Origin of the sequence: Streptomyces cinnamoneus, from assembly GCF_002939475.1 — a bacterium.
GTDB lineage: Bacteria > Actinomycetota > Actinomycetes > Streptomycetales > Streptomycetaceae > Streptomyces > Streptomyces cinnamoneus_A.
The window spans coordinates 261,544-287,983 of record NZ_PKFQ01000001.1 but is presented as its reverse complement, the minus strand read 5'-3'; the positions used below and the strand labels follow the sequence as shown (position 1 = coordinate 287,983).

General features: G+C 72.7%; 25 protein-coding genes. 13 read left to right on the top strand and 12 right to left on the bottom strand.

What is annotated here, in order from left to right:
• Positions 1–36 precede the first annotated feature (36 nt).
• The 5 genes from CYQ11_RS01485 to CYQ11_RS01465 all read left to right on the top strand — a co-directional run bounded on the left by CYQ11_RS01485 (position 37) and on the right by CYQ11_RS01465 (position 4,255).
• Positions 37–816 (top strand): SDR family NAD(P)-dependent oxidoreductase, encoded by a 780-nt coding sequence (locus tag CYQ11_RS01485; RefSeq protein ID WP_099199273.1) that lies wholly within the window; start codon positions 37–39, stop codon positions 814–816.
• A gap of 251 nt (positions 817–1,067) precedes the next feature.
• Complete coding sequence (locus tag CYQ11_RS01480) at positions 1,068–1,667, top strand: hypothetical protein (RefSeq protein ID WP_240003401.1); 600 nt, start codon at positions 1,068–1,070, stop codon at positions 1,665–1,667.
• 115 nt (positions 1,668–1,782) lie between these two features.
• Positions 1,783–2,235 (top strand): VOC family protein, encoded by a 453-nt coding sequence (locus tag CYQ11_RS01475; protein ID WP_099199271.1) that lies wholly within the window; start codon positions 1,783–1,785, stop codon positions 2,233–2,235.
• A 47-nt stretch (positions 2,236–2,282) separates the two neighbouring features.
• On the top strand, positions 2,283–2,948 hold the full coding sequence (locus CYQ11_RS01470) for a hypothetical protein (protein WP_240003400.1): 666 nt from the start codon (positions 2,283–2,285) through the stop codon (positions 2,946–2,948).
• Complete coding sequence (locus tag CYQ11_RS01465; RefSeq protein ID WP_099199270.1) at positions 2,945–4,255, top strand: nucleotidyl transferase AbiEii/AbiGii toxin family protein; 1,311 nt, start codon at positions 2,945–2,947, stop codon at positions 4,253–4,255. Before CYQ11_RS01470 ends, CYQ11_RS01465 begins: the two co-directional genes overlap by 4 nt.
• A 167-nt stretch (positions 4,256–4,422) precedes the next feature.
• On the opposite strand, the gene CYQ11_RS01460 is transcribed toward CYQ11_RS01465, so the two are convergent.
• The 4 genes from CYQ11_RS01460 to CYQ11_RS01445 all read right to left on the bottom strand — a co-directional run bounded on the left by CYQ11_RS01460 (position 4,423) and on the right by CYQ11_RS01445 (position 8,417).
• Positions 4,423–5,049, bottom strand: coding sequence for a TetR/AcrR family transcriptional regulator (locus tag CYQ11_RS01460; protein ID WP_099199269.1), 627 nt, complete (start codon positions 5,047–5,049; stop codon positions 4,423–4,425).
• Positions 5,046–6,149: a saccharopine dehydrogenase family protein gene (locus tag CYQ11_RS01455; protein ID WP_099199314.1), complete on the bottom strand. Its 1,104-nt coding sequence runs from the start codon at positions 6,147–6,149 to the stop codon at positions 5,046–5,048. The genes CYQ11_RS01460 and CYQ11_RS01455 overlap by 4 nt, the downstream gene beginning before the upstream one ends.
• Positions 6,150–6,234: 85 nt before the next feature.
• Positions 6,235–7,317 carry an RICIN domain-containing protein gene (locus tag CYQ11_RS01450; RefSeq protein ID WP_099199268.1) on the bottom strand — a complete coding sequence of 361 codons (1,083 nt, stop codon included), beginning with the start codon at positions 7,315–7,317 and terminating at the stop codon, positions 6,235–6,237.
• 83 nt (positions 7,318–7,400) lie between these two features.
• Complete coding sequence (locus tag CYQ11_RS01445) at positions 7,401–8,417, bottom strand: alpha/beta hydrolase (protein ID WP_099199313.1); 1,017 nt, start codon at positions 8,415–8,417, stop codon at positions 7,401–7,403.
• A gap of 363 nt (positions 8,418–8,780) precedes the next feature.
• On the opposite strand from CYQ11_RS01445, the gene CYQ11_RS01440 reads away from it, so the two are divergent.
• Positions 8,781–9,377, top strand: a complete 597-nt coding sequence (locus CYQ11_RS01440) for a TetR/AcrR family transcriptional regulator (RefSeq protein ID WP_099199267.1) — start codon at positions 8,781–8,783, stop codon at positions 9,375–9,377.
• 138 nt (positions 9,378–9,515) lie between these two features.
• Positions 9,516–10,031 carry a secondary thiamine-phosphate synthase enzyme YjbQ gene (locus tag CYQ11_RS01435; protein ID WP_099199266.1) on the top strand — a complete coding sequence of 172 codons (516 nt, stop codon included), beginning with the start codon at positions 9,516–9,518 and terminating at the stop codon, positions 10,029–10,031.
• A 210-nt stretch (positions 10,032–10,241) separates the two neighbouring features.
• On the opposite strand, the gene CYQ11_RS01430 is transcribed toward CYQ11_RS01435, so the two are convergent.
• Together CYQ11_RS01430 and CYQ11_RS01425 are read right to left on the bottom strand one after the other, a co-directional pair.
• Positions 10,242–11,687, bottom strand: a complete 1,446-nt coding sequence (locus tag CYQ11_RS01430; protein ID WP_099199265.1) for a glyceraldehyde-3-phosphate dehydrogenase — start codon at positions 11,685–11,687, stop codon at positions 10,242–10,244.
• A gap of 490 nt (positions 11,688–12,177) precedes the next feature.
• Positions 12,178–12,720, bottom strand: a complete 543-nt coding sequence (locus CYQ11_RS01425) for a GlcG/HbpS family heme-binding protein (RefSeq protein WP_099199264.1) — start codon at positions 12,718–12,720, stop codon at positions 12,178–12,180.
• Between the two features lie 222 nt (positions 12,721–12,942).
• Here CYQ11_RS01425 and CYQ11_RS01420 point away from each other — a divergent pair, with 222 nt between their 5' ends.
• Positions 12,943–14,235 carry a sensor histidine kinase gene (locus tag CYQ11_RS01420; protein ID WP_398779684.1) on the top strand — a complete coding sequence of 431 codons (1,293 nt, stop codon included), beginning with the start codon at positions 12,943–12,945 and terminating at the stop codon, positions 14,233–14,235.
• Positions 14,232–14,861, top strand: coding sequence for a response regulator (locus tag CYQ11_RS01415; RefSeq protein ID WP_099199263.1), 630 nt, complete (start codon positions 14,232–14,234; stop codon positions 14,859–14,861). Before CYQ11_RS01420 ends, CYQ11_RS01415 begins: the two co-directional genes overlap by 4 nt.
• Before the next feature lie 38 nt (positions 14,862–14,899).
• Here CYQ11_RS01415 and CYQ11_RS01410 read toward each other — a convergent pair whose 3' ends face one another.
• A complete protein-coding gene (locus CYQ11_RS01410; RefSeq protein WP_099199262.1) occupies positions 14,900–16,519 on the bottom strand; it encodes an alkaline phosphatase D family protein in 1,620 nt (539 codons plus the stop codon).
• A 378-nt stretch (positions 16,520–16,897) separates the two neighbouring features.
• Between CYQ11_RS01410 and CYQ11_RS01405 the strand changes: the two genes are divergently transcribed.
• A complete protein-coding gene (locus CYQ11_RS01405; RefSeq protein WP_099199311.1) occupies positions 16,898–17,107 on the top strand; it encodes an RNA polymerase sigma factor sigma-70 region 4 domain-containing protein in 210 nt (69 codons plus the stop codon).
• Between the two features lie 2 nt (positions 17,108–17,109).
• Positions 17,110–17,676 (top strand): Clp protease N-terminal domain-containing protein, encoded by a 567-nt coding sequence (locus CYQ11_RS01400; protein ID WP_099199261.1) that lies wholly within the window; start codon positions 17,110–17,112, stop codon positions 17,674–17,676.
• Positions 17,677–17,929: 253 nt separating this feature from the next.
• Here the strand turns inward: CYQ11_RS01400 and CYQ11_RS01395 are convergent, their stop codons facing one another.
• Positions 17,930–19,429, bottom strand: coding sequence for an SDR family oxidoreductase (locus CYQ11_RS01395; protein ID WP_099199260.1), 1,500 nt, complete (start codon positions 19,427–19,429; stop codon positions 17,930–17,932).
• Positions 19,430–19,765: 336 nt separating this feature from the next.
• Between CYQ11_RS01395 and CYQ11_RS01390 the strand changes: the two genes are divergently transcribed.
• On the top strand, positions 19,766–20,614 hold the full coding sequence (locus CYQ11_RS01390) for an alpha/beta fold hydrolase (RefSeq protein WP_099199259.1): 849 nt from the start codon (positions 19,766–19,768) through the stop codon (positions 20,612–20,614).
• 204 nt (positions 20,615–20,818) lie between these two features.
• Here CYQ11_RS01390 and CYQ11_RS01385 read toward each other — a convergent pair whose 3' ends face one another.
• Positions 20,819–21,751 (bottom strand): LysR family transcriptional regulator, encoded by a 933-nt coding sequence (locus CYQ11_RS01385; protein WP_099199258.1) that lies wholly within the window; start codon positions 21,749–21,751, stop codon positions 20,819–20,821.
• An 82-nt stretch (positions 21,752–21,833) separates the two neighbouring features.
• Between CYQ11_RS01385 and CYQ11_RS01380 the strand changes: the two genes are divergently transcribed.
• Positions 21,834–23,171, top strand: coding sequence for an MFS transporter (locus CYQ11_RS01380; protein ID WP_181143539.1), 1,338 nt, complete (start codon positions 21,834–21,836; stop codon positions 23,169–23,171).
• On the opposite strand, the gene CYQ11_RS01375 is transcribed toward CYQ11_RS01380, so the two are convergent.
• From CYQ11_RS01375 to CYQ11_RS01365, 3 genes are all read right to left on the bottom strand, one after another.
• Entirely contained in the window at positions 23,134–23,601 is a 468-nt protein-coding gene (locus tag CYQ11_RS01375) for an SRPBCC family protein (RefSeq protein ID WP_099199257.1), read from the bottom strand. The genes CYQ11_RS01380 and CYQ11_RS01375 overlap by 38 nt on opposite strands.
• The gene (locus tag CYQ11_RS01370; protein ID WP_240003399.1) at positions 23,589–24,488 is read right to left on the bottom strand and encodes an RNA polymerase sigma-70 factor; all 900 of its coding nucleotides are present in this window, start codon (positions 24,486–24,488) and stop codon (positions 23,589–23,591) included. The genes CYQ11_RS01375 and CYQ11_RS01370 overlap by 13 nt, the downstream gene beginning before the upstream one ends.
• Positions 24,489–24,644: 156 nt before the next feature.
• Positions 24,645–26,330 carry a serine/threonine-protein kinase gene (locus CYQ11_RS01365; RefSeq protein ID WP_398779679.1) on the bottom strand — a complete coding sequence of 562 codons (1,686 nt, stop codon included), beginning with the start codon at positions 26,328–26,330 and terminating at the stop codon, positions 24,645–24,647.
• Between the last annotated feature and the right edge of the window lie 110 nt (positions 26,331–26,440).

Here is a 26,440-nt window from a genome sequence, read left to right as displayed (position 1 = left end):
TGCCACCGGTGCGGACGTGCCCTTTAGGGTGCGGTGATGGACTCGCAGACGTACCTCTCCGAACTGTTCGCGCTGGACGGCAGGGTCGCGCTGGTGACCGGGGGCAGCTCCGGCATCGGCCGGGCCGTCGCCGGCGCCCTCGCCCGTGCCGGGGCGGGCGTCGTGATCGTGGCGCGCGGGGAGGAGAAGCTGGCCGCCACCGTGGACGAGCTGACGGCGCAGGGCTGCCGGGCGGCCTGGGTGAGCGCCGACCTGAGCACCCGCGAGGGTGTGCGGGCGGCGGCCGAGGAGGCGGCCGGTGTCTTCGGGGAGCCCGACATCCTCGTCAACAGCGCCGGGATCAACCTCCGGCCGCCCCTGGGTGAACTCGGCGACGACGTGTGGGACGCCACGATGGCGGTGAACCTGGAGGCGCCCCACCTTCTGGGGCAGCGGTTCGGGCCGGGGATGGCCGAACGGGGCTTCGGAAGGATCATCCACATCACCTCCCAGCAGGCGCACCGCGCGTTCGTGCAGAGCGGCGCCTACGGCGTCTCCAAGGGCGCGCTGGAGTCGCTGGCCCGTTCCCAGGCCGAGGCGTGGTCGCCGTTCGGCGTCACCTGCAACACGCTCGTTCCCGGTTTCGTGATGACGCCGCTCAACGCGCGCCTGTCGTCCGACCCCGAGAAGGTGGCGGCGCTGGCCGCACGCACGCTGGTCGGACGCAACGGCCTGGCCGAGGACTTCGCGGGAGCCGCGGTGTTCCTGGCGAGCCGGGCCTCCGCGTACGTCACCGGGCAGGCGGTCTTCGTCGACGGCGGGTTCTCCGTGCACTGAGCCGGGCTCCGGCGCCTCCGTAGCCCGGCCGGTGACGGGGGCGCGGCCGGGCCCCGCGATCCGGCCGCGCCCGGCGGCGGCCTCCCTGCGCCGACGCCGCCTCATACCACGTCCGCCCCCGGCCCGTTGCCGGTCGCCGTCTGTGACGTCCTTCTCACATCGCGCGTGCGCGGGGGTGACTTTTGCTCCGATGTCGGTGACCTTAGCCGTCGACAGCAGTGAAATGAGCATGACTTGAGGACGGGTGTGCATTGGACAGACACTTACGCCAGCTGTGGACCGGTGCGACGATGTCGGTCGTCCGCAGCAGGCTCGCCGCGGTCATCGGCACCATCGCGCTCATCACGGCGGCCCTGACCGGCGCCGCCACCGGCACGGCCAGCGCCGCGGCCGACACGGCGAACGCCTCCGGAAGGTGGTCCTGCTCGGGAGCGCCCGTTCCCGACGGCTACGTCATCACCGCCTACGACCGCAACGGATGCAACGGCGCGGGTGCCTGGTACCAGCAGCCCGTACGTGACGGGATCTGGACCTGCTCCGGTTCGCCGATCGTGACCGGCTACGTCATCAGCAACTACGACCGCAACGGATGCAGCGGCATCGGCGCCTGGTACCACCAGCTCGTCCGCGACGGCATCTGGACCTGCGCGGGCTCGCCGATCGTGTCCGGCTACGTCGTCACCAACTACAACCGCAGCGGATGCAACGGCATTGGCTCGTGGTACCACCAGCTCGTCCGCAACGGCATCTGGACCTGCCCCGGGTCGCCCATTCCGCCCGGCTACCGCAGCACCACCTACAACGCGGGTGGATGCGGCGGCATCGGCGCCTGGTACACCGTGCGCGCCTGACCGCGCCCCGCACGCCGAAGGCACCGCGACCCCGCGGTGCCTTTCCGCAGGTCGCCCCCCGCCGGCGGTGAGGGCACCGAAGAGCCGCGCCGGCCAGTACGTTATAACCAGTCACATGGCACTGCACTGGAAACTGGTCATCGACAGCACCGACGCCCCCGCCCTCGCGGACTTCTGGGCCGCCGCGCTGGAGTACGAGGTCGAGGACCCCAGCAAGCTGATCGACGCGCTGCTGGCCGCCGGCCACATCGGCGAGGACGCGGTCACCGAACACGGCGGGCGCCGCGTCTTCCGCGGCTACGCCGCGATCCGGCACCCCGAGGACCCGTACGACGAGACGAGCGGCATCGGCCACGGCCGCCGGCTTCTCTTCCAGGACGTGCCCGAGGGCAAGACCACGAAGAACCGCCTCCACCTCGACGTCCACGGCGAACGCGGCGGACTCGACGACCTGGTGACCCGCCTCGAAGCCCTGGGCGCCACCCGGGTGCACGAGGTGAACAAGGGCCCCGCCGGACACTGGTGGGTCATGCGCGACCCGGAGGGCAACGAGTTCTGCGCCTGCTGACACCGGCCGCAGCGACCCCGCACCGGCCGGCCTGAGATCATCTGCTGGTGATACCGAGCACCACGACGCCACCCCTCTTCCGCGGCGACTTCGAGGCACACGTGACCGTCCACGCCTCCCAGGACGACGACGTCCGGCGCCTCGAACGGCACGCCGCCGACCACGGCCTGAAGTTCACCCACATCCTGCTCGACCGCGGGCGGACCCCCAGCCAGCCCATGCTCACCCTGCGCCGCTCCGGGCCGCTGCCCCAGGTGGCGGCGGCCGTGGAGGACACGGTCCAAGACCTCACGGCCGCCGGGTTCACCGTCGTGCGGACGAAGATCGAAGCGGCACCGTGGGCGGAAGGCGTGCCCGGGACCGACGAAGCGGCCAAGGCCCTGGGCGGCCGCTACTACTTCGAGCACCACGTCAAGCTGCTGCTGGACCCCGGCACGGACACCACCGCGACGACGGCCCTCGCCGCCGCCCACAGCGCACACCTCTCACGCAACGCCCGCCGGGTACGCCCCGACGGCCGGACCGAGCGGTTCGTCACCCAGCGCTGCCGGCTCGTCGGCGCGCGGACGGCGGGGGCACGACTGGACGCGCTGGTGACGGCCCTGCGATCCGGCGGCCACACGACGGAATCCGTGGAGAGGGAGTTCGTCGTGCACGACAGCGACGAATCGCTCGACGCGGGATGGATCGACGAGAAAGACGGCGAGGCATGACGGCGACACCGTGGGAGAAGTTCCCGTACGGCCCCTGGGACGCGACAGCGGTCGTCCCCCAGCTCCCCCCGGACGAGGCGACGCGGGCTGAGAAGGACCTGCCGCACACGCTGCGCCCCGTCCCCGGCGAGGGCGTGGTGCAGCGCCCGGTCTACGACCCCGCCGTCAACCACCGGCGCCTGGGCATGCGGCTGAGCGAACCGCACTTCTCGGACGAGAGCGCGGCCGGGACGTGGTTCGCCGCCCGGCGGCAGGCCCTCGACCACGCCCTCGCGGCCGTGGCGGGCTCGCCGTGGGCGGAGCACCTCGTGCTGCGCGGGAGCGTGCTGCTCACGGCGTGGTTCGGGGAGGCGGCCCGCGAGCCCGGTGACCTCGACTTCGTCGTCGTCCCCGACACCTGGCGGCTCGACGACGCGCGCACCGACACCATGCTGGACGACCTCGCCCGGGCCACCGGCGAACTGTCACGGCAGGCCGGCAGCCTCGTCCGCGTCGACGCCGCGGGGGCGGTGAGCGACGAGATATGGACCTACGACCGCGTGCCGGGCCGCCGCCTGGTCCTGCCCTGGACGGCCGGTGAGGCCCGGGGCACGGTCCAGCTGGACTTCGTCTTCAACGAGACCCTGCCCGCCCCGCCCGTACGGACGGAAGTCCCCCGGCACGACGAGGGCGCCCCGGCCGTCGTCACGGCGGCGAGCCCGGAACTGTCCCTCGTGTGGAAGATCCTGTGGCTGGTCACGGACGTGCACCCCGAGGGCAAGGACCTCTACGACGCGGCCCTGCTGGCCGAGCACGTCCAGGTGCCGTACGAGCTGCTGGAGCGTGTTCTGACGGCGGCCGGGGAGCCCACCAGCCTCGCTTACGTCCTCAACCAGGCGTCGCAAGCCGACTGGTTCGAGTTCCGCAAGGACCGCCCTGACCTCCGATTCGAGGGCGACACCTGCGTGATGCGCCTGATCTGCGCGCTCGCCCCCGCCTTCCATCCCGGCGAGGACGGGCTCCACGCCCAGCTCGCCGCGGCCTTCGGCCACATCACCGACGCGCTCCGCGACGAACGGGAGGCGGGCGGCATGGAAGCCGTCGCAACGTGGTTCGCCACGCGTCACGTGCACGCCCTCCCGGCGCTCGTGAGCGTCCGCGAACTTCTCGGGCGGCAGGACCACACCCTGCGGGACGCCGCCGAAGTGATCGCCTCCTTCCGCGACACGCGCCACGACAGCGACGAGCTGATCTACGTCCGGGCCTGGCGCGGCGACGCGTACGAGACGGCCGCCTGGCTGGAGACGGCGGAGTCCACCGGGCGGTGACACCGTCGGTCTCCACGGCGTACGGGCGACGGCCCGCACCGGCGGTGAGCGGATCGAGCGCGGCGCTCTCCCCTTCGGACGCGCGGTGACGCGACCGGGGCCCGTGCGGGCCGGCCAACGGTGCGGAGAGCCGGCCGGCCCCGCCGGTGGCCCGGCTGAGACGTCCCTCAGCCGGGCGGCCCCTCCAGCAGCGCGACGGCCCGTGTGACGAGTTCGGTGTCCGTGCTCTCCCGGCGGTGCCCCGCGATGCCCGACCGGAACAGCGCCGCGCCTTCCACCAGCATGACGAAGACGTCGGCGCGGACCCGGCGGACGTCCTCCGGCAGGCCGGGCTGCCGGCTGCCGACGTAGTCGGCGACGTGCGAGCGGTAGCCGTCGTAGAAGTCGCGCACGACCGTCGCGACGGCCTCGTCCCGGGCCGCCAGGGCCCACACCTCGGCGTACAGCCGGACCACGAGCGGGTCGTCCTGCTCGGCCAGGAGCCGGCGGACGAGCACGTCGGGCGCCGTCCGCCCGCCGGGACCGGACCCGGTGAGCAGGGGGGCCAGGCGCTCCAAGGAGGCGTCGAGGCATCGCCGCAGGACGGCGGCGACCAGGTCCGCCCGGGTGGGGAAGTAGTGCTGGAGGTGTCCGAGGCGCACCTCGGCGGCGGTGGCGACCGCCCGCATGGTCAGCGCCCCGTGCCCCGATTCGGTGAGGATCCTCTCCGCCACGTCGAGGAGCAGGACACGCCGCTCGGTGCCCTTCCCCGTGGCGGCCGGACCCCGCCCGGGGCCCGTCGGCTTCGCCGTCACGCGGCCCTCCCCTCAACATCCCCGGAAGCGCGCACCGGGCCCGTGGAGACCCGCAGGGTGACGCCGAGGGCATCCAAATCCCCCGGCAGACGGTCCGGATGAGGCGTCTGTTCCGGGAAGGCGACACCCCGGGGAGCCGGGGCGCCGTCCGTGCCGAGCACGCGGCGGAGCGCCAGCAGCGCACCCACGGCGGTGAGATGGGCCTGACCGGCCGGGTCGGTGACGGTCGCGCTGCTCGTACGCCCGTCGTGCGTGACGTCGACGCGGAACCGGGCGGTGCCTCCCCGACCCGGTGCGTACAGCAACGCGCGGCGCGCGGGGGTGAAGCGGTCCCCACGGCCCCAGCGGAAGAACCCGAGCCGCTTGACGGCCAGCAGCGCCGCGGTGGAGGCGGCCGAGCTGAAGCCGATGCGGGTCGTCGCGGTGGTGGTGCCGAGCGTGAGGGGGAGGGTGAACTGCTCGGGCGTGTCGATCCGGGCGACGCGGGTGACGTCATCGCCGATCCGGACCCGCCGGACCTCACTGAGCGGCGCGACGGTGTGCCGCCGTCCGTCCCGCACGACTTCGTAGTCCAGGCCGAGACGGTCCATGAACTCCACCGAATCCACGCCGGCCCGGTCTCCGACGTCCCAGCGGATCGCCACCTCGACCACGTCCGCGCCCCCGACGCCCGCGGCGAGATGGGCGGCGACCAGGCTGCTGACACCACCCATCCAGGCCGAGGACAGCAGCACGGGGGAGTGCGGGGCGCGCATCGCCCCGAGCGTGGCCGCGCGCTGCATCCGCGCGGTCCACCGGGTGACGTCGGCGAACGGCACCCCGCCCGCCATCGCGGCCCTGAGCACCCGGTCGTCCGGGTCGTTGACGACACCGACGACGGCACGCACCCGTGCCCGGAAGGGCGTCGGATCGGCCAGGTCCCAGGTGCGCAGCCGCGCCCCCGTCTCCGCGGCGAGCGCCTCGCCGCGCTCGACGGTGCGACCGGTCAGTGTCAGCGGCCACGACGGGGCGGCCAGGCGGGCGAGTTCGGTGCCGACCGTGCCGTAGCCGCCCACGAGCAGCACGGGACCGTCGGCGTCTAAGCCGAGTTCATCGTTCATGCGCACCATAATAGGTCGGGTGACCTAGAACGGCACGCGCCCCGACGCCGCCCGGCGACGATCGCCGGGCGGCGGGGCGGATCGCTCAGACGCAGGAGGTGAACGTCGGGCTGGTGTTCGCGATGTAGAGGGTCGCGCCACCGCTGGGGTCGTCCTTGAGGGGGACGGTGATCGTGTCGTCCGCCTTCCACGGGAAGCCCTGCGTGTCGAACGTCCAGGTGCCGGTCACCTTCTTCGCCAGCACCGACAGGGTCACCCAGCCGTACTGCCCGGCGGGGACGGGCACGGTGACGGCGTTGTCGACGCTCGACGAGCCGGTCCAGGTGTTGGTGAAGTCCAGGCTCGAGTTGACCATCGCCATGAGGGGCTCCATGCCGCCGGTGCCGAACTGCGCCGTGAGGTGGTTGCCGATGCTGTTCGACCAGCCGGTGGTCTTGTTCACGGAGAACGTCTGGGAGATGGGGCCGCCGGTGTTGTTGTACCAGACCGACGAGGCGCAGACCTTCGGCAGGGGAGCCGCACCGGCTATGTTCCTGACCGCCCAGGAACAGGTGGAGGTGTTCCTCTGGCACCGGTAGGCGGCGTGGTCCACGGCCAGGGCCCGGGCCTCCGCGGTGGTGGTCCACCGCTGGTTGGTCCCGCCGTGGCACGCGGACTTCCCGGTCCAGGCGTCGTCGTACTGGGCGCCCGCCACGAGGTCGAGGCACGAGTTGTCGCTCTCGTTGCGGATCATGAACGCGTCGCTGGCGCCCGTGACCGGCTGGAAGTACCACTTCTGGGTCTTCTGGCCCCGGCAGGTCTGCTGCCGCAGGGCCGGCCAGCTGAGGTCGACGCACTTGCCCGTCGTGTTGTTCACGATGGTGAAGGACGAGTCCGTCGCATCGACGTTCAGCTGCCAGGACTGGTGGTGGCCCGGCGCCGAGTTGGTGACGATGATGGCTCCGTCACCGAGCGAGCCGTTCTGCACGTCCAGCTTGCGACCGTTGTGCACGGACGTGAAGTCCACGCACTGCAGCGGGGTGTCGCACTTCCCCGCGGCGTGGGCGGTCGCCGTCGTGGCGGGGGACGCCATGAGCCCGAGGGCGACGCAGCAGGTCGCCAGGGCTGCGGCGATCACCCGCAGGAAGGAGACCGGACGTCTCGGGGGGTGGGCCGTGTCCGGTGTCATGGGTGGATTCCTTGTCTCTGTGAGGGAGGGGTTGTCTCGAAGAGGCGGGGGCCTTGAGCGGGCGGGGCCGGGGAACTGACGGGTCAGTCGGACGCGAAGGCGGCTTCCAGCCGCGGCACGTAGTCCACGAGGTCCTGCGCCCAGCAGCCGTACGTGTGGCCGCCCTTGCAGTCGCTGCCCCAGCCGGCGCCGTTGCCGTAGTCCACGTAGTGGTACGGGAACTTCAGGGCGTCCAGACGGTCCTTGACGTGTCGTGCCGCCGACTCGACCCAGAACTCCGGCTCCGCGGCCGCGCCGTTGCCGTCACCGGTGTAGAGCGCGATGCCCATGCCGGCCAGCGCGCTCACGTTCGCGTGCGAGGACGGGTCCACCGCGTTCCACCGCCAGTCGGCGTTGAACACCGGGTACGGCGAGCCGAAGACCGCGTCGCTGGACACCGTAGGTCCGAAGTTCAGCGAGCAGGTGGGAGCGCTCGAACCGCACAGCGGAGCCCCGACGTTGGTCAGCGTGGCGACGACCGCGCCACGCATGACGAGGTGGTTCACCGAGAAGTCGGTGGCGCCGGAGAGCGAGACGACCTGGCTGAACAGCCCGGGGTGGGACTGGGCGTAGTGCATGGCGCCGAATCCGCCCATCGACAGGCCGCCCACCGCCCGGTCCTTCTTGTCCGCGAGGGTGCGGAGGTTGGCGTCGATGAAGGGGATCACCTGGTTGATGTGGAAGTTCTCCCAGTTCTGCGCGCCGGCGGCGGTCTTCTGGTCGAGCCAGTTGGTGTACCAGCCTCTCCGCCCCCCGTCCGGGATCACCGTGATCATCGACTGGGCCGCGGTGAGCGCGGGATAGGCCAGGGCGGGGTTGCCCGGGTTGTCGGAGGCGCCGTGCAGGAAGTAGAACACCGGGTACCGCTTGGTGGGATCGGCCGCGTAGTCCTTGGGCAGCAGGACCCTGATGCGGTGCTCTCCGGCGACCTGGGGCGTGGAGACGGTGATCACGAAGTTGGTGGCGGTGCCCGTGGGGGCGCCGACCTGGGTCAGGCCGAAGCCGTCGGCCATCGGCGGCGGGACCGGGGCGTCGGCGTGCGCGGGGGGCGCGCCCAGCATCAGCACGGCCGCGGCCAGCGCGGCGAGCGCGGCCTTCGCGCGCAGAAGCCGGGCCGGCGGGGGTGACTTCGTCAGGTGTCGTCGGAGGTGGCTGAGTGCCATGGGACCGGTTCCGTTCACGTGTCCTGGGTGACGGGGGGAAGGCACGTCTCGGCCTTCGGGCCACGACACGGAGGTGCTCGCAGGTCAGATCCCCTGGTCGCCCCCGCGTCCGGCCGTGGGGTCGAGTGTGGACCAGTCAGCACGCGTTGTAGAGACAGTTTTTAGAAAATCTCTCTAATTCCGACCTATGCTGGACGGCATGGCGGACGCGGGCGCGACAGGCATGGCAAGGGGTCGTCACGGCCGACCGGAGGCCGGGTGATGTCCCCCAAGCAGCAACGGGGCGAGGCGACCGCCGACCTGCTCCTGACCAGCGCGTTGGACGTGTACGCCACGTCGGGCCAGCAGGGCTTCACCGTCAACGCCGTCACGGCGGCCAGCGGCGTCAGCCTCGGCAGCCTCTACCACCACTTCGGCAGTTTCGACGGCCTCGCCGGCGCCTTGTACACGCGGTGCACGGAGCAACTGTTCGACGAGATGATCGCCGCCCTGCACCGCAGTCGCACCGCCCGCAGCGGTCTGCGTGCCCTCGTCCAGGCGTACCTGCGCTTCACCGTGGAGCACCGCGACGCCGCGCTCTTCCTCCACGCCTCCGCCTACTCCGGCTACCTGGCCGCCCGCGCCGAGGAGATCCGGGCCGTGAAGGCCGCGAAGCTGGCGGTCGTCGCGGACTGGATGCGGGCCCGGATCGAGAAGGGCGAGATCGTCCCCCTGCCCGGTCCTCTGATCGAGGTCCTGGTCATGGGCCCGGTCGCCGAGGCGGCGCGCCGCTGGCTGTCCAGCACGTACGACCTCGACCTGGACCAGGCCGCGCGCCTCCTGCCCGACGCCATCTGGCGGTCGCTGCGACCGGCATAGGGGAGCGGCGGCGGCGCTCGGCACGCGCAAGGTGGCCGAGACCGGTGTTGCGTCGCGCACGGGAGCCTGCGACGTTCACATCGGCACCGCGGGGCCCGCCCGACCCCGGGGCCCGTATCGCGAGCATCTGGAGGCGCCATGGCAACCGTCCCGGACACCCGGATCACGACCGTCTCCCGCGACGTCCTGCCGGCGGGCGGCTCCCTCGCCGCGTCGGCCCGGATCTCCGTGACCCTCGACGCTCCGGAAGCCGTCGTCGACCTGACCGGCGAACTCAGGCGTCTCGTCGCCGAATCCGCGGTGACCGAGGGCACGCTCCACGTGTACTGCGGCCACACCACCTGCGGTCTGGTCGTCAACGAGAACGACGCCGGTCTGAACACCGACATGAACGCCGTCCTCGAACGCCTCGCCCCGCACAGCGACCACCACCCCTACGCCCACGACAAGGACCGCACCCCCGCCGAGCGGGCCGTCCACGGCGAGCGCGACAACGGCCACTCCCACGCCCGCGCGATGCTCGCCACCCACCCCGAGCTGAGCATCCCCGTCACGGCGGGCGCGCTGTACCTGGGCCGGTGGCAGGCGGTCATGCTCGCCGAGTACGACGGCCCGCGCACGCGTGAGCTGCTGGTCCGCGTCCTCAGGGCGTAGAGCACCGGGGACGACGGAGAGGGCCGGCAGCGGCGTTCGCCACTGCCGGCCCTCTCCGTCGTCCCCGGTGCCACCGACGAGCAGCAGCTCACGCCCGGGTGCCGTAAGTCGGCCGAAACCGCTCTTCCCGGCAATTGAACGGGTCACCGCTGCTCGGCGGCTCCGGCCGGCCGTCCGCCTGACGGCCGGCCCTCCGGGCGCCGCCCGGGATCAGGCCGCCGGGGCGGGGAAGGTCGGGTACTCCACTCCGGAGACGTACTGGACGACACGGATGACCTGGCAGGAGTAGCCGAACTCGTTGTCGTACCAGAGGTAGAGGATGGCGTTGTCGCCGTCGACCTTGGTGGCGCCGGCGTCGACGATCGAGGCGTGGCGCGAGCCGATGAAGTCGCTGGAGACCGCGTCGGGGGCGGTGGTGAAGTCGATCTGGCGCTTCAGCGGGGAGGTCAGCGAGACGTTGCGGAGGTAGTCGAGGACCTCCTCGCGGGTGGTCTCGCGCCCCAGTCGCAGGCTGAGGATCGCGATCGAGACGTCCGGCACGGGGACGCGGATCGAGCTGCCGGTGATCGGCGCCTTGAGGTCGGGCAGCGCCTTGGCGACGGCCGAGGCGGCACCCGTCTCGGTGATGACCATGTTGAGCGGCGCCGAGCGGCCGCGACGGTCGGCCTTGTGGTAGTTGTCCAGCAGGTTCTGGTCGTTGGTGAACGAGTGGACGGTCTCCACGTGGCCGCGCAGGACGCCGTACTCGTCGTCCATCGCCTTCAGCGGCGGGACGATCGCGTTGGTGGTGCAGGACGCGCAGGAGATGACCTGCTCGTCCGGCTTGATCATGTCGTGGTTGACACCGTGCACGATGTTGGGCACGTCGCCCTTGCCGGGCGCGGTCAGCACGACCTTGTCGATGCCGGGCCGCAGGTGCTTCGACAGGCCCTCGCGGTCGCGCCACTTGCCGGTGTTGTCGATGAGGATGGCGTTCTTGATGCCGTACGCCGTGTAGTCGACCTCGGAGGGGTCGCCGGCGTAGATCACCTTGATGGCGTTGCCGTTGGCGATGATCGTGTCGTTCGCCTCGTCGACGGTGATCGTGCCCTGGAACTGGCCGTGGATGGAGTCGCGCCGCAGCAGCGAGGCGCGCTTGACGATGTCCTGGTCGCCACCCTGCCGGACGACGATGGCACGCAGCCGCAGACCGTTGCCCGAGCCGGACTTCTCGATGAGCAGACGGGCGACGAGGCGGCCGATGCGGCCGAAGCCGTAGAGGACGACGTCGCGCCCCTCGCGGCACTCGATCTTGTTCTCGCCCGTGGCGCCGGCGACGGCCTGGGCGGTGAACGCCTCGACGCTGAGACCGCGGTCGTCGGCCTTGTACGTCGCGGCGAGCATGCCGATGTCGATCTGGGAAGGACCGAGGTCGAGGCCGGTGAGGGCCTGGAGGAACGGCAGCGTCTCGGTGACCGAGAGCTCCTCGCCGGCTATCTGCCGGGCGAACCGGTGGGTCTTGAGGATGCTGACCACCGACTTGTTCACCAAGGAGCGGCTGTGCAGCAGGACGGTGACGTCCTGCTCCCGGTGCAGCTTCCCGATGATCGGGATCATCGACTCCGCGATCTCCTCGCGGGTCTTCCAGTCAGTGAACGAGTCGTCGTTGACAGTCACAAGTTTATCTTTCGAGCTAGGCGGCGCTCATATGCTAACCCCCTACTGGTTTGATCCTTCAAGGGGTGCGGACTGAGGCGCTCGGCACAATCGACCAAGGGTCGCGCCGAGGTGGGGAATGGGCGGCTATGGAGGGGGTTGGGGGTGTTGGGGTATGGAGTGCCGTGCCCGGATATGCCTCGAATGTGGTGAGGGTGGCCGCCCCCGGAGTGATCTACGTCAACCGCCCCCCTAGGGGGTGTCCGATGGGTCGGTGCGGGTCCTGCGGTGTCCGGTGCGGTAGATCGCAAGGCGGAGCATCTGCCTCGGACCGGGCGTCCTCGGCTGATGTGACAACGCAGCGAGGTGCCGTGCCGGGCGCCGCAGGGCCTGTGCTGACCCATCGGACACCCCCTAGGAACCCTGAGGAACCCGGGGCAAGGCACAGACCTCCGCCGCCTGCCGCCACGGCCGGGCCCGCGGAGGCCCGGCCGCCCTGCGGCACGGCGCGTTACTTGTTCAGAGCCGCGACGCCGGCCTGGGCGAACTTCTCGTCGAGGTCGCCGCTGGGCGCGCCCGCCACGCCCACGCCCGCTATCGGGGCGCCCTTGGCCTGGACGGGGGCGCCGCCCGGCAGGAACAGGGTGCCGGGGATGTCCTTCAGGTTCGGGGTCTGGGCGAGGCGGCCCACCAGGACGGAGGTCGGCGCGTTCCAGGACACGGCGGTGAAGGCCTTCTTCTCGGCGGACGCGTACGACTGCGGGCCCGCACCGTCGCCCCGCAGGGTGACGATCGTGTTCCCGTCGCGGTCGACGACGGCGACGGAGACCTTCTGGCCCTCCTTGGCGGCCGCGTCGAGACCGGCCTGCGCGGCCCTGGTGGCCGCGGCGACCGTCAGGTGCGTCGAGTGGGTGAGGTTCCCGTCGGCGGCGTCGGCCTTCACCGTGGACTTGGCCTCGGCCGCCGGGGAGGCGGCGCTCGCGGAGAAGGCGCCGACGGCCCCGGCGGCGAGGACGGCGGCGGTCGTGGTCAGGAGCTTCTTGGTGTTGGTCATGATCCGATCCTCCGGCCGGAACCGGGCTCCGGACCTCGGCCCGCCGGCTGCATCCGGCGGGCGTGACGGTTGACGCCCCTGTCGTCCGATCGGTTGATGCGAGGATGGTGCCACCGGGTGACGATGAGTGCGTGTGCACGGAACGACCTGCGCACGGGACGACGCACATACGGAATCACGTACGCACCGAATCACGTAAGCGCACGGAACGAGGAGAGCTGAGTGCGGCACGCAGCGCCGGCGGACGAGGCGGCGTACGGCCCCACGGGCGGAACAGGGCCGGAGACCGGCCCCGGAGCACCCGGCGCCCCGGCCCCCGCCCTCGCCGACGCCACCGCTCCGGGGGAGCGCCGGCTGGCGCTCGTCATGCACGCCGCGTTCTTCCTCCTCCTCGCCGCGTCGCTGGCCCGCTTCCTGATCCGGCACCCCGGCGAGCCCCGCACTCCGTGGATCATCGGGCTCTCCGCCGGGCTGGCCCTGCTGTACCCCCTCGGGCCCGCACCGCCGTCGCGGCCCGCTCCCCGGCGCCTCGCCTGGCTGGGAGCGGTGGTGGCGGTCTGGATGGTGCTCGTGGTCCTCGCGCCCAGCTTCGCCTGGTGCGCGGTGCCGCTGTTCTTCACGGGGCTGCGCACCTTGCCGTCGCGGGCGGCGCTCGCCCTCGTCGGAGTGCTCACCGCCTTCGTGGTCGCCGCCCAGCTGAAGCTGTCGGCCGGCGGCTTCGACCCCAACCTGGTCCTCGCGCCGCCCGCCGTCGCGGCCATCGCCGCCGCCGTCTTCGTCCACATGCAGCGCCAGGCCGACCGGCAGCGGCACCTGATCGACGACCTCATCCGCACGCGCCGCGAGCTGGCCGCCACCGAGCGCCGCGAAGGCACCCTCGCCGAGCGACAGCGACTGTCGATGGAGATCCACGACACCCTCGCCCAGGGACTGTCCAGCCAGCAGATGCTGTTGCAGGCGGCCGACCGGGTGTGGGCGGCGGACCCCGGCGCCGCCCGTCGCCACGTCCGCACCGCCGCCTCCGTCGCCGAGCGGAACCTGGCCGAGGCACGCCGCTTCGTCCACGACCTCGCCCCCGCCGGCCTCGCCGACGGCGGCGGCCTCGTGGAGGCGCTGCGCACCCTGGCGGACCACGCGTCCCAGGAGTCCGCCGGCCTGACGGTCCGCTGCCACGTCGAGGGCACCGCGCTCCTCCCGCTGCCGGACCGCGTCACCTCCGCGCTCCTGCGCATCGCCCAGGGCGCCCTGGCGAACGTGCGCGAGCACGCCGGAGCCACGACGGCCACGCTCACCCTCACCTGCCTGGGGGACCAGGTCGTCCTGGACATCGCCGACGACGGCAGCGGTTTCGACGCCCCGGCCGCCGTCGCACCCGCGGGCCCCGGCGGGCGGGGCCACGGGCTTCCCGCCATGCACGCCCGGGTCCGGCAGCTGGGCGGCACCCTGACCATCGAGTCGGCGCCCGGCGAGGGCACGGTCGTATCCGCCGCGATCCCCCTGGAACCCCTGTCATGACGAGAGTCCCCGTCCGCATCCTGCTCTGCGATGACCACGCGGTGGTACGCGCCGGGCTGCTCGCCCTGCTCGGCAGCGAACCCGACATCGACGTCGTGGGCGAGGCCGGCAGCGGTGAGGAAGCGGTGGCCGCGGCCGCGAAGCTCCGGCCGGACGTCGTGCTGATGGACCTCCAGCTCGGCCCCGGCGTCGACGGGGTGGAGGCCACCCGCCGCATCGCCGCCACCGGTGTGCACGTGCTGGTCCTCACCACGTACGACACCGACGCCGACGTCACCCGCGCGATCGCGGCGGGCGCCACCGGCTACCTGCTGAAGGCCGAACGCCCCGAGGAGCTCTTCGCGGCGATCCACTCCGCGGCCCAGGGCCGCACCATCTTGTCCCCGCCCGTCGCCAGCCGCGTCATGAGCCACCTGCGGGGCGCCGCCCGCCCCTCTCTGACCGCCCGCGAACTCGACATCCTCGGGCAGCTCGCCCAGGGCCTCGGCAACCGCGAGATCGCCCGGGCGCTGTTCATCAGCCAGGCCACCGTGAAGACCCACCTGGGCCGGATCTACGACAAGCTCGGCGTCGACACACGGGCCGGCGCGGTGGCGGTGGCGAAGGAGCAGCGGCTGCTGCCCTGACAGACCCCACGCCCCACGTCGCACGCGAGCGGCCGTGCTCACGCCCGCACGAAACCGGGGCGACCGGCTGGGCAGACCAGGCTGACGGCGGTGGAGGCGGGGGCGCCGGGGCGGGTGACGTACGGCAGGATCCGGTAGTCGGCCTGCGCCTGGGACGGGGTGAGGGTGACCACCACGTAGCCGCGGCGTTTGGCGTAGTACGCCATGTGCGGATTGGCCCGGAGCAGGCTCTCCCAGTCCTCCGGCTTCTCCATCCCGTCGGCTCCGCTGGAGACGGACGTGCCGAGGACCTCCACGCCGCGCGTGGCCGAGGACGGGTTGTCGAAGTCGTCCTTGATGTCCATGGCGAGATGGATGTGGGAGTCGCCCGAGAGCACCATGAGGTTGGTGACGCCCGCGGTGCGGGCCGCGTCGAGAAGCCGTCTGCGGGCCGCCGGATAGCCGTCCCAGGCGTCCATCGACAGCGGGGAACGCTCGGGGGTGAGCCTGCGCCGGCAGAAGGCCACTTGCTGGGGGACGACGTTCCAGGTCGCCGTGGACGCGCGGAAGCCACTGGCGAGCCATGCCTCCTGCTCGGGGCCCAGGAGGGTGCGGGCCGGGTCCTCGGACTCGGGTCCGGGCTGTTTCCAGCCGTCGCCGTAGGCCTGGTCCGAGCGGTACTGGCGGGTGTCGAGGACGTCGAACTGGGCCAGCCGCCCGTGCTGGAAGCGCCGGTGGAGCCGCATGCCGGGGCCCGTGGGGCGCTGGGCGGGGCGGAGCGGCATGTTCTCCCAGTACGCGCGGTAAGCCGCGGCGCGGCGCAGCAGGAACTGGTCGACCGGGTCGTTGTGCTGGGAGACGCCTCCCGCGTAGTTGTTCGCGACCTCGTGGTCGTCCCAGGTCACGCACCAGGGGTGAGCGGCGTGGGCGGCTTGCAGGTCGGGATCGGTCTTCTCCAGGGCGTAGCGCAGGCGGTAGTCCGCCAGGGTGACCGTCTCGTGGTGGAAGACGTCCGGGAGCCGGCGGCCCTCGGGGAGTTGCCGGCTGCCGCCCCGGGAGTCGATGGCGTTCTCGTAGATGTAGTCGCCCAGGAAGAAGACGACGTCGAGGTCCTCGCGCGCCAGGTGGGCCAGGGCGGTGTAGTAGCCGTCGTCGTACTGCTGGCACGACGCCACGCCCAGCCGCAGCCGGCTGGGCGTGGCGTCGGCGGCGGGAGCGGTACGGGTCCGGCCGGCGGGGCTCAGCCAGGAGCCCGCGCGGAACCGGTACCAGTAGGTCCGGGCGGGCTCCAGGCCGGTGGCGTCGACGTGGACGCTGTAGCCGTCGGCGGCTTCGGCGTTCGCCGTCCCCCGGCGGGTGACCCGCGAGAACGCCTCGTCCTCCGCGATCTCCCAGGTGACGGGGACCGTGCCGGCCGGGGGCAGGCCGCTGTCCGGTTCGAGCGGGCGCGGCGCCAGCCGGGTCCACAGCACCACCGAGTCCGGCAGCGGGTCCCCCGAGGCGACTCCCAGGGTGAAGGGGTTCTCGGCGAGTTCCCGGCCACGCAGTTCCCCGGCACGCACGCGTGGTGACCCGGCGGTGAACGCCAGTGCCGTGGCCGCGGCCGTCAGGGTGAGGAATCTGCGCCGGAGGTACACGGCTTCCGGGAGAAACCAGCAAGAACCCGGTCCCTCCGCCATCTGTCCTCTCCTTCCCCGTCTTCTCCGGCACGGCATCGCAACCGATCAATACCCGCGTGGTGGCACGTTCCCTCCCCGCCAGACGGGCACATGGCCAGGGCGGTCAGCCGGCGGGACGCCGGGCACCTCCTAGCCGGTCGAGGCGTCAGCCGGCGCGTCGTAGCGGCGGAGCGGGCCGCCACGACGCCCCTGCGCGACGCGGCGCGGGCACGCCGCCGGCGTGGCAAGGGGGCCTGGGCGGGGCGGCTGGTCCTCACTTCCCGAAGGGCGAGGGGTGAAGGAGGGTGCCCCGAGGGGCCGTCGGTGGAGCTGGCGGACACCCGCGAAGTGTCAATGAGGGTTGACACGCCCCGGGTTTGTCAATGTAAGTTGACAGCCATGACCGAGGCAACCGATCTGGCCCAGCGAGCCGGCGACCGCGACCCGCGGGTCGGGCTGCGGGCCGTCGCCGCGCTGCGGCGACTGCTGGAGCAGCTTGAGGCCGTACAAGTCAGAAGCGCCCGGATCCAGGGCTGGTCGTGGCAGGAGATCGCCAACGAACTGGGCGTCAGCAGGCAGGCCGTGCACAAGAAGTACGGGAGGCGTTGACGATGTTGGAGAGGTTCACCAAGAGCGCACGCGAGGTCGTGGAGGGCGCGGCCGGGCGTGCCGAGCGGGCCGGAGCCGTCACCGAGGAACACCTGCTGCTGGCGCTGCTCGACCTGGAGGGGACCAGGGCCGCCTTCGCCCTCGCCGCGCTCGGCGTGCACCGGCGTCGCGAGGCGTTGGAGGGGGCGCTCGACGAGATCCGCCGGCGCGGCGGGATCTCGCGGGCGGAAGCCGAGGCGCTGGCCGGTCTCGGCATCGACGTGGCCGAGATCGTCGCCCGCGTCGAGGACGCCCACGGGCGGGGCGCCCTGGCCACCGGACGAACGCCCCGGCGCCGGTGGTCCGCCGGACGCCAGCCCTTCACCCGCGAGGCGAAGGCCGTACTGGAGCGCTCCTTGCGTGCCGCCCTGGCCCGGGGCGACCGTCACATCGGCGACGAACACATCCTGTTGGCGCTCGCCGCCGGCCCCGGCGTGGTGGCGGACGTCCTCACCGAGTACGGAGCCTCGCAGGCCGACGTCGAGCGCGTCCTCGGGAACGGCGGCGAGGGACGGGCCAGGACGGGCTGACTGCTTCGCGGTCCCCTCGGAGGCAGGGGCGCCTCGGTGCTCAGGCCCCCGCGGGGGGCGGGACCTCCCGGGCGACCGCCGTGCCGGCCGCGGACCGGTCCTCGTGCATCGTGACCACCTGACCGGGCCGGACGTGCCGCCACCGCGTGGGGTCGAGAGGCCGGAGCCGTACCGTCGACCGCCCGCCGGGAGCCGGCTCGGGCAGGAACTCCACCCCAGCCGGGCGGTGTCCACGGCAGGTCCCCCTCCGGCCCTACTCCGCGTCGCGTGCGGCGGCGCGCGCGACGTTGCGCGCCATCCCGCCGAAGACCAGGGCGTGGAAGGGCGAGACACCCCACCAGTAGGCGTGCCCGGCGAGCCCCCGCGGGTGGAACAGGGCCCGTTGCCGGTAACGGGTGCGGCCGTCGGCGTCGGACTCGGCGTACATCTCCAACCAGGCCAGCCCGGGGAGCCGCATCTCCGCGCGGAGCCGGAGGAGGTGGCCGGGTTCGATCTCCTCCACGCGCCAGAAGTCGAGCGAGTCACCGACCCGGAGCCGCGCGGGATCACGGCGGCCCCGGCGCAGCCCGACGCCGCCCGTCAGCCGGTCGAGCCAGCCGCGCACGGCCCAGGCCAGAGGGAAGGAGTACCAGCCGTTCTCGCCGCCGATGCCCTCCACGACCCGCCACAGGGCCTCCCGTGAGGCGGGCACGCACACCTCCCGGTGGTCGGTGTAGAGACTGCCGCCCGCCCAGTCGGGATCCGTGGGCAGCGGGTCGCTGGGCGCCCCGGGCACGGACGCCGAGGACCAACGCGTGGCGACCTGGGCCTCCTGGACGCGTTCCAGCGCCAGGGAGACCGCGGTGTCGAACGGAAGCGGCGTCCCCGGCGGGTCGGGCACATGGTGCGCGACGTCGTGCTCGTGGCACACCACCTCGTGCCGCAACGACTCCAGCAGGGGACGGGCGATCGACGGCGGCACCGGCGTCACCAGCCCGATCCACTGACTGGACAGCCGGGGGGTCAGCACCGGCACGGGCACGATCAGGCGCCGGGGAAGCCCGGCGGCCACCGCGTACCGGCGCATCATGTCGCCGTAGGTGAGGACGTCCGGGCCGCCGACGTCGAAGGCCCGGTTCAGGTCCTGCGGCATGCGCGCGCTGCCGACGAGGTAGCGCAGCACGTCCCGTACGGCGATCGGCTGGGTGCGCGTGTGCACCCAGCGCGGCGTGACCATCGCGGGCAGACGCTCGGTCAGGTACCGGAGCATCTCGAACGAGGCCGAACCGGAACCGATGATGACGGCGGCGCGCAACACCGTGGCGGGCACCCGGGACTCCAGAAGGATCCGCCCGACCTCGGCCCGGGAGCGCAGGTGGGGGGACAGCGTCTCCTCGGGCACCCCGGCGGGTGTGAGCCCGCCCAGGTAGACGACGCGCCGCACGCCGGCGGCGCTCGCCTGCTCGGCGAAGATCCGCGCGGATCTCCGGTCGGTCTCCTCGAAGGTCTCCCCGGTGCCGAGGGCGTGCACGAGGTAGTAGGCGACGTCGATCCCGCGCAGGGCGGCACCCACCGAGGCGGCATCGGTGACGTCTCCGCGGACCACCTCGACGTCGCCCGCCCAGGGATGGTCCCGCAGCTTGGCGGGGGAACGGGCCAGGGCGCGCACCCGGTACCCGGCGGCCAGCAGTTCCGGGACCAGGCGGCCGCCGATGTAACCCGTGGCGCCGGTCACCAGGCAGGTCAGGCCGGGTGCGGCGTCGCCCTTGGGCATGGCGGTCTCCTTCCCGCAGCGCCGTCCCGTGGGTTGTCTGCGCTGTCCGGTTCCGTCGGGGGAGGGGACGGGGGCGGGTGCTCGCGTCTCCCATGCCCAGCTTTCCCCATGGGCCGGGCGGCTCGTCGACGACGCGGCCGGGCGGGAGCGTTCTCCTGCGGACCGGGGTGAAGAGCCGGGGCGGGGCCTGAGCGCCCCTGGTCGCCCCCGGTACAGTGCAGGAGGGAAGGTACGTTTCTTCGCCTCGATCACCAGCGCTGCTCCGCGTGGACGCCCTCGGGCCAGCCGGAGGTCCACGACCACCGGATTCCTCACCGTCCCCTCCAGGAGACCGTCATGAAGGACGTCGCGTTACCGGCCGGTGTCATCGAGTACGACGAAACGGGGTCGGGGCCTCCGGTCGTCCTGCTCCACGGGCTGATGATGGACCACAGGCTGTGGGACCGCGTACTGCCGCTCCTCCCGAAGGGGTTCAGATACGTGTGCCCCGTGCTGCCGCTCGGATCCCACCGCCGGCCGATGAGGCCGGACGCGGACCTCACGCTCCCCGGGCAGGTCCGCCTGGTCGCCGACTTCCTCGACGCCCTCGACCTGGACGACGTCACCCTGGTGCACACCGACTGGGGCGGCGGGCTGTTCCTCACCGCCCACGGCCTGGACCGGCGCGTCGCCCGCCAGGTGATCCTCCCGTGCGAGGCCTTCGACAACTTCCCGCCGGGCCTGCCCGGCAAGACGGTGACCCTCGCGTCCCGCCTGCCCGGCGGCCTCCGGCTCGGCGCCCGCCAACTCCGCGTGCGGCGGCTCCGCCAGTCGCCCATGATGCTCGGGCAGATGGCCCGGCGGCCGATTCCGGACGAACTGATCCACCGCTGGACCGAGCCGCTCCTGCGCCATCCCGGCATCCGCCGCGACCTCAGCGCGTACTGCCGAGGGAGGTTCGACAAGAAGGAACTCGTCCGCGACACCGAGGCGCTGCGCCGGTTCACCGGGGAGGCGCTCGTCCTGTGGTCGCCCGACAACCGTGTGATGCCACCCGAGCACGGCCACCGCCTGGCCGAGCTGCTGCCGGCGGGCCGGTACGCCGAAGTGCCCGGCGCGTACGTGCTGTCCATGCTGGACGAGCCCGAGACGGTGGCGCGTGAGATCGGCCGCTTCCTCACCGGATCCGCCGACCGGCAGCGGTAGCCGGCGTTCCGGCCGGAGCGCGCCGCTCTCGGGTGCCGCGCGGAGGTCAGGCCGCCGACGGCTGTGGCCAGCAGCCCGCCTCGGCGACGCCCTGCCCGACGTCCAGTCTCCGCAGAATGCCGTGGATCCGGCCGGTGGAACCCGCCGACCAGGGCCACCGCACACTGCGGAGGATCTTCGCATAGGGCGGTGACACGCGCGTTCTCATCGCTGGGCCCATGCCGGCGTCCAGGTCTCGGCGCCCGCGTGGTCCGGCTGCCCGGCGGCGAGGTGGTCGCGGAGGGCGGCGAGCGCGGGATGCGGGTTGTCGCGGTGCCAGATCAGTGAGTGCGGGTAGACCGGAGTCGGGCGGTGCACGGTGACGCGCCGCAGGTCGTAGTCGACGGGCCAGACGATGCGGCTGTGCGCGCCGAGGAAGGTCGCGAGCTCCGGGGAGTCCGCGATGGCGTCGAGGAGGGGTTCGACCCCGAAGTCGGGGCCGATCGCGTCGATGGTGAGCCCGAACGCGGCGGCGAGGTCGTCGTAGTAGGCCGCCCACTCGGTGCCCGGGACGACGCCGGGCATCCAGATCCGGTGTCCGGCGAGCTCGGCGGGCGTGACCGCGCGGGCGGCGGCGAAGGCGTGGCCCGGTCCCGTGAGGAGCTGGAGGGGCTCGTCGAGGACCCGGGCGGTCTCGATGCCGTCGGGCAGGCTCCGGCCGGGCATGGTGACGGCGCGGAAGGACGCGTCGATCGTGCCGGACCGGACCGCGGCGACGGCCGCGTCGGCGTCGAAGAGCGTCACGACGTCGAGTTCGAGCTCGGGACGTGCGCGGTGGAAGTCGCGCAGCAGGGCCGCCGTCGCGAGCCGCCGGCCGATCACGTCGACCCGCAGCGCCCGGCGGCCGGGCCGCACCGAGGCGGCCGCCCGCTCCGCGACCCGGAGGAGGTCCCGGGCGTGGGGCAGGAGCGCCTGCCCGTCGATGGTGAGCCGGACCCCGCTCGCGGTGCGGGTGAACAGCCGCACGCCGAGGTCCTTCTCCAGCCCGGCGACGCGCTTGGAGACAGCCTGCTGGGTGATCGACAGATCGGTGGCGGCCTGCTGGAACTGCCCCGCGTCCGCGGCGGCGACGAAGGTGCGTACGGCGTTGAGATCCACAGCGACCGACCTTAAGGGCACAACGTCCGGTTGTGCCGGCCGGAAGGAAGGTTGTTTGCTCCCCAAGCCGCCGCTCGCTTTGATGGCGCTGGTCGATGCGCGGTTGTTCGAGGAAGGCGGCGGGGGCGTGCTGGGCGTGAGGGGTGGGCGGTCGCTGGGGCGCCGGTTCGCGTGGCTGAGGGCGGCGTACACCGTCAGCGCGTACGGCACGGGGCTCGGATTCGGTGCGTTCTCCCTGATCGCGATCTTTGTGCTGCACGCCGGGCCGACCGAGGTGTCGGTGCTGGCGGCCGCCGGGCTGGCGGTGGGGGCGGTCGTGGCGGTGCCGCTCGGTCCGTGGGTGGAGTTCCGCCGCAAGCGGCCGGTGATGGTGGCCATGGACCTCGCCCGGTTCGCGGCCTTGATGAGCGTTCCCGTCGCCTTCGCGCTCGGCCGGCTCACCTTCACCCAGCTCCTCGTCGTGTCGGTCGTCGTCGCCGCGGCCAAGATCGCCTTCACGGCGGCCAGCGGCGCGTATCTGAAGGCCCTCGTGCGGCCTGAGGACCTGATCGTCGCGAACGGGCGGTTCGAGGCCACGACCTGGACGGCCACCATGCTCGGGCCACCGCTGGGCGGTGCCGCGATCGGGTTGTTCGGCCCCGTGACGACCGTGGTGGCCGACGCGGTGAGCTACCTGCTCTCGGCAGCGGGGATCTGCGCCATCGGCGGCAGGGAACCGCGCCCGGCGCGAGCCGGCGCACCCGCGCGGCTGCGCCCCGGCGACCTGCTCGACGGGTGGCGGCACATCCTGGCCCACCCGACGCTGCGCCCGCTGTTCTTCAACACGATCCTGGTCAACGGCCTGATCATGGCGACCGCGCCGTTGGCAGCCGTCCTCATGGTCGGCCGGCTCGGGTTCGCGCCCTGGCAGTACAGCCTCGCCTTCGCCGCTCCCTGCGTCGGCGGACTGATCGGCTCACGGCTGGCACCCCGGCTCGCCGCGCGGTTCGGGCGGCCCAAGGTCCTGCTCGCCGCCGGGACGCTCCGAGCGTGCTGGCCCGTCGGGCTGGCCTTCATCTGCCCCGGGACCGCCGGGCTCGTGCTCGTCATGGCCGTTCAGCTCGGCCTGGTGACCTGCGTGGGCGTGTTCAACCCGGTGTTCGCCACCCAGCGGCTCGCGCAGACCGGCCAGGACCGGGTGGCCCGCACCCTGTCCGCCTGGTCGATCGCCGGCAACGCCACCACCGCGGTCATGACCGCGCTGTGGGGTCTGCTGGCCGGCGTCACCGGCGCCCGTGCCGCCATCGCCCTCGCCGGGCTCCTCATGCTGGCCACCCCGCTCCTGCTGCCCCGGCACGACCGCTCAACGCGCCACGGGCGGACACCAATTACAGCCCCAGCCCTCAGGGGCGTCCGGCGCGGCTCGCGGGGGCCTCGGTGAGCGCCGTGCCGGCGGCTTCGAGGATCTTGCCGAAGACGTGGGCGATGACGGGTTTGGCGAACCTGCGGGTGATGGCCGCCCCGAAGGGGAGGCGGACCTGGAAGGTGGTCGTCCAGACGACGAGGGTGCCCTCGTCGACCGCGGTGAAGGTCATGCGGCCGAGCTCGTGCCGGGCCGGCGGGAAGCTGCGCTCGACGTCGTAGTCGAAGGCGTGCGGCCGGTTGTAGGCGGTGACCCGTTCGCGGAACCAGCCGATCAGCCACGTGTGCAGCCGGACGGCGCCCACCCCGTAGGGCGCCCCCGCGCCCGGCCGGGCCAGTCGTGCCTTGAGGACGAACGGGGTACGGGTGTAGTTGGTGGTGGTGGCGCACCAGTCGAACACGTCGTCGATCGGCGCCGCGATGACACGTCGTACGGTCAGAGTCTCCATGGGTCGTCCTTCCTCCTCGCCAGCGGGCGCGGCACGACGGCCGTGCTCAGTTTGTCGGGGTTGCGCACGGCGTACATTCCGTGGATCAGACCGTCGGCGATCTCGAAGAGCAGCACGTAGTCGACCCGGTCGCCCGAGCGGAACTGCACTGCGGGCAAAGCGTTGTAGTTCGCGAACTCGAGCAGGGTGACGGGCCCGCTGGTCCTGGAGACCCCGGCGACGAACCGCGCCACCTTCTCGCGTCCCCTGACCGGGCGGCGGGCGGCGGAGACCCGGCCCCCGCCGTCGGAGATGTGGACCACGCCCGGCGCCATCATGCTCATGAGGGCCGCGACGTCGCCGGTGCCGGCCGCGTGCAGGAACCGGCCGACGACCTCCTCCGCCGTGCGCGGGTCGTGGTGGAAGCGCCTGCGCCGTGCCCGCACGTGCTCGCGTGCCCGGTGCGCGATCTGACGTGCCGTGGCTTCGGTCTTGCCGACCATGTCGGCGACTTCGCGATGCGAGTAGCCGAACACCTCGCGCAGGACGAACACCGCGCGTTCGTCCGGGCTCAGCGTCTCCAGGACCAGCAGCATCGCCATGGACACCGACTCCGCGAGGACGGCGTCCTCGCCCACGTCCGGCCCGGTGCGGACCGGCTCCGGAAGCCAGGGACCGACGTAGTCCTCCCGTCGCCGCCGCGTCGTGCGCAGGTGGTTCAGCGCCTGCCGGGTGACGGTGCGCACCAGATAGGCGCGCGGATGCTCGACGTCCTCCCGGCTGACGCCGTGCCACCGGAGGTAGCTGTCCTGCACGACGTCCTCGGCGTCGGCCGCGCTGCCGAGGATCTCGTAGGCGATCGTGAACAGCAACGGCCGGCATTCGGCGAAGTCCTGTCCCTCGCTCAACGCCCACCCCACATACCCGTCACCCTCCTCTGCGAACCTGGTCGACCGTGTAGACACCGCGCGGCCGGAAACCGTGACGCCCTGACGGGTGACGTGCGTCACATCGGTCCCGAGGTGTCGCATCCGGGTTCACGCCCGCCGCCGCAGGGTGACTCCCTAGCAGTGGACCGAGGGTCCGTTCTGGCGCGTGAGGTTGTCGTTGGACATCCAGCCCGACGTGCTTGTTCCCTCCACGCGCACATAGGTCCACTTGTTGCCGTGCGCGTTGACGACGTAGCAGTGGTACCAGAGCTTCGTGCCGGTCTTGGCCAGGGACACCGCGGGGCACGTCTCGTACGGTCCGGTCTGCAGGTGGAAGCTGCCGGACATGTAGCCGTAGGTGCCCGGTTTCGGGTCCTGGTGGCTCCAGCCGCCGCAGCTCTTCGACACGGAGCTGGGCGTGGCGGCCGGAGAGGCCGACGCGGACGGGGCCGTGGTGCCGGCGCCGTGGTGCTTGCCGTCGTCCGCTGTCCGGCTCGGCCGCTGCGACGGGGTGCCGGACTGCTTCCCGTGGGCGCCGGCGGAGGGCGTGGTGCCCGCGGCGTCCCCCGGCCGGCCGCTGCCCGCGGGGGAGTCGACCCCGGGTGCCGCCGCCTGTGCCCGGCCGCCGCCCGTACCGCCGTCCTTCCCCACCAGGGCGTAGGTGACGCCGCCCCCGGCGAGCACCACGGCGGCAGCCGTCGTCGCGATGACGGCACGGCCGCGCCGCCGTCCGCCGGCGGCTCCGGAACGGCTGCCGCCGGGAGCGTGGCCCGCGTCCGCCGCGCCGGGCCGGGTGACGGCGTGCGGCTGGCCGGGCGGCGGCCAGCCGGCGTGGGGAGGCTGTGACTGTGGCTGGTGGGCAGGCTGGTGAAACGGTACGGCGCCAGCTCCGGGCGGGGGCGGCGTGACGGCGACGGTGGGGGTGCGGGGCTGAGCCGGGGCCGGGGGTGCAGGAGGCGTCGTCCCGCCCGCGGCGACCGCCTCCAGCATCTGCCGCGCCTGCGCCGCGGCGGGCCGGTTCTCCGGCTCCTTCGCCATCAGGGCCCGCAGCACCGGCGTGAGCGGCCCGGCCCTGCGGGGCTCCGGCAGGGGTTCGTTGACGATGGCCGTCATCGTGGACCACACGGACGTGCGGCGGAACGGTGAAGCACCCTCCACGGCCGCGTACAGCGTCATGCCGAGCGACCAGATGTCGGACGCGGGGCCGGGCTCCCTGCCCTGCGCCCGCTCCGGCGGCAGGTAGTCGATGGAGCCGATGATCTGGCCGCTCTGGGTCAGCTTCGTCACGGCGTCGTCGCCGGCGGCTTCCATGCTGGCGATGCCGAAATCGGTCAGCACGACCCGGCCGCCGTGCTCCAGCAGCACGTTTCCCGGCTTGACGTCCCGGTGCAGTACGCCGACCCGGTGCGCCGCGTCGAGCGCGTCCATCAACTTGGCGCCGATGGCCGCGGCCTCGTGCGGCTCCAGCGTGCCGCGCTCCGTCAGCACGTCGTCGAGCGAGGGTCCGTCGACCAGCTCCATGACGATGACCGGAAGGCCCTGGTCCTCGGTCACGTCGTGCACGGTGACCACGCCGCTGTGCCGGATGCGCGCGGCGGCCTGCGCCTCACGCTGCATCCGGGCCCGCAGGTCGGCCAGGTCGGGCGCGGAGGCGTCGGTGTAGGCCCGCAGGATCTTGACGGCGACCTCACGGCCCAGCAGTTCGTCCACCGCCCGGGCGACCACTCCCATGCCGCCGCGACCGATCGTGGCGGTCACCCGGTATCGCCCGCCGAGCACCTTTCCGACCAGCTCCGCGCCGTTCGCCTCCCCCGCTGTCACCGCACGCTCCATTCCTTCATGTCCATCACAACAACCTGGCGGGCCTAAGCGTAGAGGTACGTCAGCGGTGGTCGGTTCCGGCGTCAGAACCGTTCAACACCTTGACCCCT

Bases quoted from the DNA above. Each gene is read 5' to 3' on its own strand.
- CYQ11_RS01485 (WP_099199273.1), top strand. From the start codon at position 37: ATGGACTCGCAGACGTACCTCTCCGAACTGTTCGCGCTGGACGGCAGG.
- CYQ11_RS01475 (WP_099199271.1), top strand. From the start codon at position 1,783: ATGGCACTGCACTGGAAACTGGTCATCGACAGCACCGACGCCCCCGCC.
- CYQ11_RS01465 (WP_099199270.1), top strand. From the start codon at position 2,945: ATGACGGCGACACCGTGGGAGAAGTTCCCGTACGGCCCCTGGGACGCG.
- CYQ11_RS01455 (WP_099199314.1), bottom strand. From the start codon at position 6,149: ATGAACGATGAACTCGGCTTAGACGCCGACGGTCCCGTGCTGCTCGTG.
- CYQ11_RS01450 (WP_099199268.1), bottom strand. From the start codon at position 7,317: ATGACACCGGACACGGCCCACCCCCCGAGACGTCCGGTCTCCTTCCTG.
- CYQ11_RS01445 (WP_099199313.1), bottom strand. From the start codon at position 8,417: ATGCTGGGCGCGCCCCCCGCGCACGCCGACGCCCCGGTCCCGCCGCCG.
- CYQ11_RS01440 (WP_099199267.1), top strand. From the start codon at position 8,781: ATGTCCCCCAAGCAGCAACGGGGCGAGGCGACCGCCGACCTGCTCCTG.
- CYQ11_RS01435 (WP_099199266.1), top strand. From the start codon at position 9,516: ATGGCAACCGTCCCGGACACCCGGATCACGACCGTCTCCCGCGACGTC.
- CYQ11_RS01425 (WP_099199264.1), bottom strand. From the start codon at position 12,720: ATGACCAACACCAAGAAGCTCCTGACCACGACCGCCGCCGTCCTCGCC.
- CYQ11_RS01415 (WP_099199263.1), top strand. From the start codon at position 14,232: ATGACGAGAGTCCCCGTCCGCATCCTGCTCTGCGATGACCACGCGGTG.
- CYQ11_RS01410 (WP_099199262.1), bottom strand. From the start codon at position 16,519: ATGGCGGAGGGACCGGGTTCTTGCTGGTTTCTCCCGGAAGCCGTGTAC.
- CYQ11_RS01405 (WP_099199311.1), top strand. From the start codon at position 16,898: ATGACCGAGGCAACCGATCTGGCCCAGCGAGCCGGCGACCGCGACCCG.
- CYQ11_RS01400 (WP_099199261.1), top strand. From the start codon at position 17,110: ATGTTGGAGAGGTTCACCAAGAGCGCACGCGAGGTCGTGGAGGGCGCG.
- CYQ11_RS01395 (WP_099199260.1), bottom strand. From the start codon at position 19,429: ATGCCCAAGGGCGACGCCGCACCCGGCCTGACCTGCCTGGTGACCGGC.
- CYQ11_RS01390 (WP_099199259.1), top strand. From the start codon at position 19,766: ATGAAGGACGTCGCGTTACCGGCCGGTGTCATCGAGTACGACGAAACG.
- CYQ11_RS01380 (WP_181143539.1), top strand. From the start codon at position 21,834: ATGGCGCTGGTCGATGCGCGGTTGTTCGAGGAAGGCGGCGGGGGCGTG.
- CYQ11_RS01375 (WP_099199257.1), bottom strand. From the start codon at position 23,601: ATGGAGACTCTGACCGTACGACGTGTCATCGCGGCGCCGATCGACGAC.